General features: G+C 65.6%; 9 protein-coding genes. 4 read left to right on the top strand and 5 right to left on the bottom strand.

Annotated elements, in window-relative coordinates; translation table 11 throughout:
* Positions 1–232: 232 nt before the first annotated feature.
* Positions 233–421: a hypothetical protein gene (locus KHC27_RS13755; RefSeq protein WP_213339965.1), complete on the bottom strand. Its 189-nt coding sequence runs from the start codon at positions 419–421 to the stop codon at positions 233–235.
* Positions 422–666: 245 nt separating this feature from the next.
* On the opposite strand from KHC27_RS13755, the gene KHC27_RS13760 reads away from it, so the two are divergent.
* Positions 667–1425: an SDR family oxidoreductase gene (locus KHC27_RS13760; RefSeq protein ID WP_213339964.1), complete on the top strand. Its 759-nt coding sequence runs from the start codon at positions 667–669 to the stop codon at positions 1423–1425.
* A 78-nt stretch (positions 1426–1503) separates the two neighbouring features.
* Positions 1504–2733 carry an MFS transporter gene (locus KHC27_RS13765; RefSeq protein WP_246519932.1) on the top strand — a complete coding sequence of 410 codons (1230 nt, stop codon included), beginning with the start codon at positions 1504–1506 and terminating at the stop codon, positions 2731–2733.
* 187 nt (positions 2734–2920) lie between these two features.
* Here the strand turns inward: KHC27_RS13765 and KHC27_RS13770 are convergent, their stop codons facing one another.
* The 4 genes from KHC27_RS13770 to KHC27_RS13785 are packed head-to-tail and all read right to left on the bottom strand — an operon-like array spanning position 2921 to position 5293.
* Positions 2921–3607 (bottom strand): SDR family NAD(P)-dependent oxidoreductase, encoded by a 687-nt coding sequence (locus tag KHC27_RS13770; protein WP_213339958.1) that lies wholly within the window; start codon positions 3605–3607, stop codon positions 2921–2923.
* A 28-nt stretch (positions 3608–3635) separates the two neighbouring features.
* Entirely contained in the window at positions 3636–4352 is a 717-nt protein-coding gene (locus KHC27_RS13775; RefSeq protein ID WP_213339959.1) for an SDR family oxidoreductase, read from the bottom strand.
* Between the two features lie 50 nt (positions 4353–4402).
* Entirely contained in the window at positions 4403–5071 is a 669-nt protein-coding gene (locus KHC27_RS13780) for a peroxiredoxin-like family protein (RefSeq protein WP_213339960.1), read from the bottom strand.
* Between the two features lie 24 nt (positions 5072–5095).
* Complete coding sequence (locus tag KHC27_RS13785; RefSeq protein ID WP_246519933.1) at positions 5096–5293, bottom strand: glutathione binding-like protein; 198 nt, start codon at positions 5291–5293, stop codon at positions 5096–5098.
* 120 nt (positions 5294–5413) lie between these two features.
* Here KHC27_RS13785 and KHC27_RS13790 point away from each other — a divergent pair, with 120 nt between their 5' ends.
* Positions 5414–6292: a LysR family transcriptional regulator gene (locus KHC27_RS13790; RefSeq protein ID WP_246519934.1), complete on the top strand. Its 879-nt coding sequence runs from the start codon at positions 5414–5416 to the stop codon at positions 6290–6292.
* Between the two features lie 98 nt (positions 6293–6390).
* A complete protein-coding gene (locus KHC27_RS13795) occupies positions 6391–7161 on the top strand; it encodes an enoyl-CoA hydratase/isomerase family protein (RefSeq protein WP_213339963.1) in 771 nt (256 codons plus the stop codon).
* Positions 7162–7253: the final 92 nt, after the last annotated feature.

Consider the following 7253-nt stretch of genomic DNA (forward strand, 5'->3'; position numbering starts at 1 on the left):
GGGCCTATCCCACCAAGCCCACCCTCAGTAACGTGGCCTGAGGACGACGCTTACGTTGCAGCGTCACGATGCAGTCGACTTCACTGCTTGAAGCAGTACTCGCGATGCCAACGCAGGGAGTGGAGAACCGCCCCCACTCAGCTCTCGGCAATCGATCCCCCGCCGAGTTCGCCGTAACAATCCAACTGGAAACCCAGGCCGCCTGAGGCCAAATCAACCCTCGGACTCTCTCCTAAACCGGAGGAGAAAAGGGGCTCAGGTCAAAGGCAGAGCCGATCATGCCGGCGCCGCAGGATGGAAAGGCTTGCGCGTCGAAGGCGCGTGACGGGTCCATGAGGATGCCGGGTAGACCGGGAAGAAACGGCACCAGGTCCGGCTCGCGCATCTGCAAGCACGCACGCAACAGGATGCTGTCACCCATCGCATTCGAACGGCAGCACAAAGCCAAAGCCGAGGGCGTCTAGAAAACTGGGGCGGTTCGGACTCTGCCGCCGAGGTTGATCGCCTCCTCGCAGGCACGGCGTCGTCAGTAGGGCCAGGGCAGTGGCTGAAATTGCTGCATATATGACATTTGAGACTCGCATGCTCCGCGCGATGGTGTCGCCGCGACGGCGTGGGTGCAATTGTCCGCGCCAGCCTTCACAGCGCGATACGCAGGTCATCTCCATGCAACTGACGGGCAACACGGTTTTCATCACAGGCGGCACGTCCGGCATCGGCAGGGGGCTCGCCGAAGCTTTTTACAGGCTCGGCAACAAGGTGATCGTGGCCGGCTGGCGCAAGGCGTTGCTGGATGTCATCGCGGCGGAAAATCCCGGTATTGACGGTGTCGAGCTCGACATCACCGATCACGAGGATATCGCCCGTGTGGCGGCCCGGCTGACGCAGAGCCATCCCTCCCTGAACGTTCTCATCAATAACGCCGGCATCATGCCGTTCGACGATCCCTCTGGTGCGGTCGACGATGCCGTCTCGCGTCGGATCATCGACACCAACCTGCTCGGGCCGATCCGGCTCACCTCGGCCCTCCTCGGGCATCTCAAGAAGCAGCCTCGGGCAACCATCATTCACAACACGTCGGTGTTGGCCTATGTGCCGATCGCGACCAACGCCGTGTATTCGGCCACCAAGGCGGCGCTCCACTCCTACGCGCTGTCGCGGCGCTTCATGCTGCGCGACACCCGCGTCGCGGTGCAGGAGATCGCCCCGCCATGGGTCGATACCGATCTGATCCGGAAGAGCGGCGATCCGCGCGCCATGCCGCTCGACGTCTTCATCGAGCGGACGATGGCGGGCCTTGCGACCGACGCGCGAGAAGTGTTCGTCGACGAAATCAAGGCGCTGCGCGACAACCCCGGCAGCGGCGAGCACGCGCTGGTCGACGCGTTCAACCTCGATCTTGTCGCCAACCCCATCCCGGTCTGACCGGAGCAGGACCACGCGCGGCCGTCATCCCACGGCCGCGGCTTTGGAGCCTCGTCTGAAATGCAAGAAAAACAATGCTTGCCCGCGCTCGCGACCGCCCTCGCTGTCGTCCAGGAACACCGGCGGCAGGAGGGAGCGGCTTCTCTCCTGCCGCCGATGTTCCTCGCGCTGGGTACCTTCGCCATCGGCACGGAGGGGTTCATGATCGCCCCACTGCTGCCGACCATAGCCGATGATCTCGGTATGAGCTTGTCGGCCACGGCGACGCTGGTCGTGGTGTTCACGCTGGTGCTGGCGGCGAGTTCGCCGGTCTCGACGGTGCTCGCCGCGCGCCTGCGCCGTCGCGACACGCTGCTGCTCGCCATGGCGATCTTCACGGCGGGAAACCTGATCGCCGCCTTTTCGTCGTCCTTCGCGACGCTGATGCTCGCCCGCATCCTCATGGCCACCGCCTCGGGGCTTTACGTGCCGGGCGCGAATGCACTGGCTGGCGTCATCGTCCCGCCCGACAGGCGCGGGCGGGCGCTCGCCATCGTCAGCGGAGGCATGACCATTGCCATCGCGCTCGGCCTGCCGCTTGGCGCCATCGTCGGGCATGCGTTTGGCTGGCGCGCGACCTTCCTGGCCGTTGCCGCGATGGGCCTCGTTGCAATTCTTGGTATCCTGCTCGGCATCCGCGTCGATGCCGGCTCCGGTGTGGCGGTTGCCAGCCTTTCGCAGAGATTGAGCGTCGTGCGGCGTCCCACGATCCTGCGCTTGCTCGGTGTCAGCCTGTTCTGGGCGATCGGCGCCTACACCGCCTATCCCTATATCGCGCCTTATCTGAAGGCCGTACTGGACTTCGGGCCGGCCGGCGTCGGTGCGACAGTCTCGATGTGGGGCATTGCCGCCGCGTTCGGTGTCACCGCCGGCGGAACGCTCAATGATCGCTTTGGATCTGACCGGGTGGTGCTGGGCTCGCTGATCGTGCTTGCCCTCGCTTTTGCCGCATTGGCGGCCGCGACGCTGATGGCGCCAGCGCAGGCATTCTTCATAGCGCTGGCCGCCATCGCCGCCTGGGGCTTCAGTGTCTGGTCGCTGTTTCCCGCCCAGATGGCGCGACTTATCGCGGCCGGTCCGGCTTCCGATGCGTCGATCGCGCTCGCGCTCAACACCTCGACCATGTATCTCGGCTTTTCCATCGGCTCGGCAATGGGCGCCGGCATCATCGGGGCGGGCGCCGTCTGGCCCATCGGGGCGACGGCGGCGCTGGCCGAGGTCGTGGCGATTGCGTTTGACCGACGCCGGGCGGCCCATGCCGCCGGCTGAGGCCTCCGCTCCGTGGAGGCGGAGATCGGAGAGGTGAAATTCGTCGTGAGGACGAGCCGCGCTCGCTTCCTGCCGACAAACTCTCCGCGAGTGCGGGGGAGACCAACTTGGTATGCTCACCGGACAAGAGGGGGCTTTCCGCCCTCCGCTCACCCGGCCAGCCGAAGCGGGTTTTGGCTGGCAGCCCCTACCAGGGCAGTTCCCGGTTGAAGCGATCAACATAGCGTAGCCCCGCCTTGCCGCGGTTTGCCTCGACCATGTCCACCACAAGCGGGATGCTCTCATCAATTGAGAGCGTCGCCTCCTCGCCGCCCATATCGGTGCGCACCCAGCCGGGAGCAATGAGCAGCAGCGCGCGTGGGTCATGTGGCCGCTCGGCGGCATAGCCCTTCATCAGCATGTTCAGCGCGGCTTTGCTCGACGAGTAGAGCGGCCAGAACCCGGTGCTATTGGCGATGCTGCCGAGTTCCGATGACATCAGCGCGATTACGCCGTCGCTCGCCACCCGTTCGCCCAGGAGCTCGACCGTGCGGACAGGGGCAAGCGCGTTGGTCAGCATCATATCGACGAAATCCTGCTCCCCGACGTCCACGGGTGTCTTGTCGTTGGAGCGGGCGATGCCGGCGTTGACGAAGAGCACGTCGACCTCTCGTCCCCGCAGTCGGGTGCCCAGAGCGCGCACCGTGTCCGCCTGCACGATATCGGCATGTTCGATCTCGAGCGCGTCTGAAAACCGCAAATTGAGTTCGGCGAGGCGATCTGAGCCGCCACGGGCCGTGGCGATGACCCGCCAGCCTCGGTTCAGCCACTCCTCGGCAAGGGCGAGCCCAAGCCCGCGTGAGGCGCCGATGATCAGGGCGGTGGGGTGTGACATGGTCGGTTCCCTAAGAAATACGATGAAATCAGAAGGTAGCCCTGCCGATCGAGGCGCCGCCATCGACATGGATCGTCTGGCCGGTGATGAAACTGGCCTCATCGGACATCAGGAAGGCGATGGCGGCAGCGATCTCGTCAGGCTTGCCGAAGCGCCCCATCGGTACGCCCGAGAGATAGCGGCGTTCGCCTTCGCTGCCGGGCGGGTTGTTGGTGCGGAACAGCTCCGTTTCGGTCGGGCCGGGCGAGACCGCATTCACCGTTATTCCCGTGGCCGCGAGTTCGAGCGCCCAGCTCCGGGTAAAGCTGACGAGCGCGGCCTTGGCGGCGGCATAGGCCGTACGCTCGACCGAGCCGAGGACGGTCAGGCTGGAGATGTTGACGATGCGGCCCCAGCCTTGCTGCACCATGCCGGGCAGCATCGCTTGCACGGCCTGGAGCGCGGGGTGGAGATTTACGCGCATCACCTCTTCGAGCACCGGGAGTTCGACGGCGCCGAGGCGTTGCGGGCGGACGAGCCCGACATTGTTGACCACGCCTGCGAACCGGAAGCGGGCAGCCAGGTCGGCCAACGCGGTGGCGGTCGCGGCCGCATCGCCGAGATCGACAGGAACCAGCGTGCCGGGGAAGTCCGGCGCCGCGCGGCGCGCGAGGCCGATGACCTCATGCCCGGAGCGCGAGAGACGGTGAGCGAGTGCCAGACCGATGCCTTTGCTGGCGCCCGTGATGAGGAAGATCCGCTGCATGACAAGCCTCGCAGAATTGGTTCCGGACCGCTGCGGCTGCGGCGCTTGGGTCAGGTGGCGACGGCGCCACGGAGCGCCGGAAGCATATCTTCGGGTTCGGGGCGGCGGGTATAGTCCGGGTTCACCTCGGCGTAGAGGATGGTGCCGTCCTGCCCGATCACGTAGCGGGCCGGCATCGGCAGCGTCCAGCTCGGGTCACCGTTGAACGTCGGCAGATCGTTCTTCAGGCTCTTGTACAGCTCGACCAGATAAACGGGCAGCTCGAAGCGAAGACCGAAGGCGGCCGCCACATCGTTGTGCGTGTCCGACAGGATCGGGAAGCCGAGCGCGTTCTGACGCACCGACTTGCGGCTGTTCGCCGCCGTTTGCGGCGAGATCGCGATCAGGCTGGCGCCCAGCTTCTGGAATTCCGGTAGCGCGGCCTGGAGCGCCTGCAGCTCCATGTTGCAATAGGGGCACCAGATCCCACGATAGAAGCTGACGACCAGCGGACCCTTGGCGAGCAGGTCGGAGGACGAGACAGGATGACCGTCGGGATCCTTCAACGTGAAGGCCGGAGCCGCGTCGCCGGCCTTGAGCGCACGCGTGGCAGCGCCGCTCTCGATCAATTCCGCGGTCGCGCGGTGCATCGTCTCGATGACCGACGGCGGCACGTTGTAGGGCGGCTTGCCTGCTTCGAAGTCGGCCTTGAAGGCATCGAGCCTGGCTTGCAGGGTCATCGGTCTTCTCCTGGATGCGGGATGTCAGGCGGCGGGGATGAGGGCGTTCACCCGAGCGATCGCGCGCTGAACGGCGGGGCGGCTCTCGACTTCTGCGTACCAGCGGCCGACATGGGGCGTGTCGTCGAGCGCCACGCCAACGGACTCGCGCCGCCACAGCCAGTCGAAATGCGCGATATCAGCGATGGAGTTGGGTGTGGCGAAAGCGTAGGCGTCGAACATCGAAGAGGGCTCCTCAGGACGGGCGAGAAACAGATGTCTCTTTCCAACTCGACAGGGCAGGCGGCTTAAAGAGATAATACTCATTCCAAGGAGGAATGAGCGGTGGACCGATATCAGGCAATGGCGGCCTTCGTGCGGGTGGTGGAGACGGGATCCTTCTCCGCCGCGGCGCGCCAGCTCAATGTGGGCCAGCCGGCGGTATCGAAGACGATCGCGCAGCTGGAGGGCCGACTGCAGGTCAGCTTATTGATCCGCTCGACCCACGGACTTACGCCGACCGAGGCAGGACAGCGCTTTTACGAGCGCGCCAAGGCGGCGATCCAGGAGGCCGACGAAGCCGAACTCGCCGCTCGCGGCGCCGGCGCGGGGCTGACCGGCTGCCTGCGCGTGTCGGCGGCGACCACCTTCGCACGGCTGCACGTCATTCCCCTGCTGCCCCGGTTCCTTGAGCGGCACCCGGGCCTGGAGATCGACGTGATCCTCGACGATCGCGTGATCGATCTGGTTGCCGAAGGAGTCGACATATCGCTCAGAATGGGAGTGTTGCCGGACTCCTCTGCGCTGGCGCGCAGGCTGGCGACGGGCGGACGCTCGGTCTTCGCGACGCCCGGCTACATCGCCCGATGCGGCCAGCCGCACAGCCCCGCCGACCTCGTCGAGCACGAGACGATTATCTACAGCCAGCTGTCGAACGTGTGGTCGTTCAGGCGAGGGAGTACAGAGGCCTCGGTCACGGTGCGCGGCCGGGTGAGGGTAAGCGCGGCCGAAGGATTGCGCGCCGCGGTTCTGGCCGACATGGGCCTGACGGTCGGCTCGGACTGGATGTTCGTTCCCGAGCTGGCGAGCGGCGAGGTGGTGCGCGTGCTGGAGGACTGGTCGCTGCCGCCGATCGATCTCTGGGCCGTGTTCCCCGCCGGGCGGATGGCCAGCGCCAAGGCGCGGCAGTTTGCCAGCTTCGTCGAAGCCGCATTGAATTCGACTTATTCCGGGAAGGCATAAGCCTTATAGCTTCCCGCCATGCTCCGTCTCATACAGGAATGGCCTAACTGATCCCCATGCGGCGACAAACCGTCGGCTCAAGATCAAGGATCAGTACCATGGCCACGTTCGACACCTATCGCGGCTCCTTCCCCAACGCCCGCCTCAACCGCAAGGACAATGGCGTGCTGGAAGTCACGCTCCACACCAATGGCGGCAAACTCGTCTTCAACGGCCATACGCATGAGCAGTTCGTCGAGCTGTTCCACCGGATCGGCGAGGATCGCGACAACCGCGCGGTGATCCTGACCGGCACGGGCGATGCCTTCATGGACGCGATCGACCCTGAAGGCTTCGATTTCTTCACCCCCCAAGGCTACGACAAGATACTGCGCGAGGGACGCAAGGTGCTGTCGAACCTCCTCGATATCGAGGTGCCGATGATCACCGCGCTCAATGGCCCGGTGCTGCTTCACAGCGAGTATGCGCTGCTGACCGACATCGTGCTGGCGACCCCCGAAACGGTGTTTCAGGACAAGCCGCATTTCGAGTTCGGCATCGTGCCGGGCGACGGCGTGCACCTGCTCTGGCCGCATGTGATCGGCTCCATCCGCGGTCGCTATTTTCTGCTCACGCGGCAGCGTCTCGATGCCGAGACCGCCAGGGACTATGGCGTGGTCAACGAGATCGTGCCCGCCGATCGCCTGCTCGCCCGCGCGCACGAGATCGCCGACGGCATCGCGGCGCTGCCGCGCCTCACCGGCCGCTATACCCGCATCGCGCTCACCCAGCCGCTCCGCCGGCTGATCGACGAGGGCATCGGTTATGGCCTCGCGCTTGAAGGCATTAGCGCCGCAGACGTCGCCCGCTCCATGGCTGCCCAAGGCTGAGCCCAAACCGCGCCGCCCGGCGCTCGGGCCGGGCGGCGTGCGGATTCCGACGTAACCGGCCACCTATTCCAATCATTATCCGGCCACCGTTC

This window comes from Ancylobacter lacus (assembly GCF_018390635.1).
GTDB lineage: Bacteria > Pseudomonadota > Alphaproteobacteria > Rhizobiales > Xanthobacteraceae > Ancylobacter > Ancylobacter lacus.

What these genes read in the sequence shown, in the direction of transcription:
- KHC27_RS13755 (WP_213339965.1), bottom strand. Translation starts at nt 421, where the DNA reads ATGGGTGACAGCATCCTGTTGCGTGCGTGCTTGCAGATGCGCGAGCCG.
- KHC27_RS13760 (WP_213339964.1), top strand. Translation starts at nt 667, where the DNA reads ATGCAACTGACGGGCAACACGGTTTTCATCACAGGCGGCACGTCCGGC.
- KHC27_RS13770 (WP_213339958.1), bottom strand. Translation starts at nt 3,607, where the DNA reads ATGTCACACCCCACCGCCCTGATCATCGGCGCCTCACGCGGGCTTGGG.
- KHC27_RS13775 (WP_213339959.1), bottom strand. Translation starts at nt 4,352, where the DNA reads ATGCAGCGGATCTTCCTCATCACGGGCGCCAGCAAAGGCATCGGTCTG.
- KHC27_RS13780 (WP_213339960.1), bottom strand. Translation starts at nt 5,071, where the DNA reads ATGACCCTGCAAGCCAGGCTCGATGCCTTCAAGGCCGACTTCGAAGCA.
- KHC27_RS13785 (WP_246519933.1), bottom strand. Translation starts at nt 5,293, where the DNA reads ATGTTCGACGCCTACGCTTTCGCCACACCCAACTCCATCGCTGATATC.
- KHC27_RS13790 (WP_246519934.1), top strand. Translation starts at nt 5,414, where the DNA reads ATGGCGGCCTTCGTGCGGGTGGTGGAGACGGGATCCTTCTCCGCCGCG.
- KHC27_RS13795 (WP_213339963.1), top strand. Translation starts at nt 6,391, where the DNA reads ATGGCCACGTTCGACACCTATCGCGGCTCCTTCCCCAACGCCCGCCTC.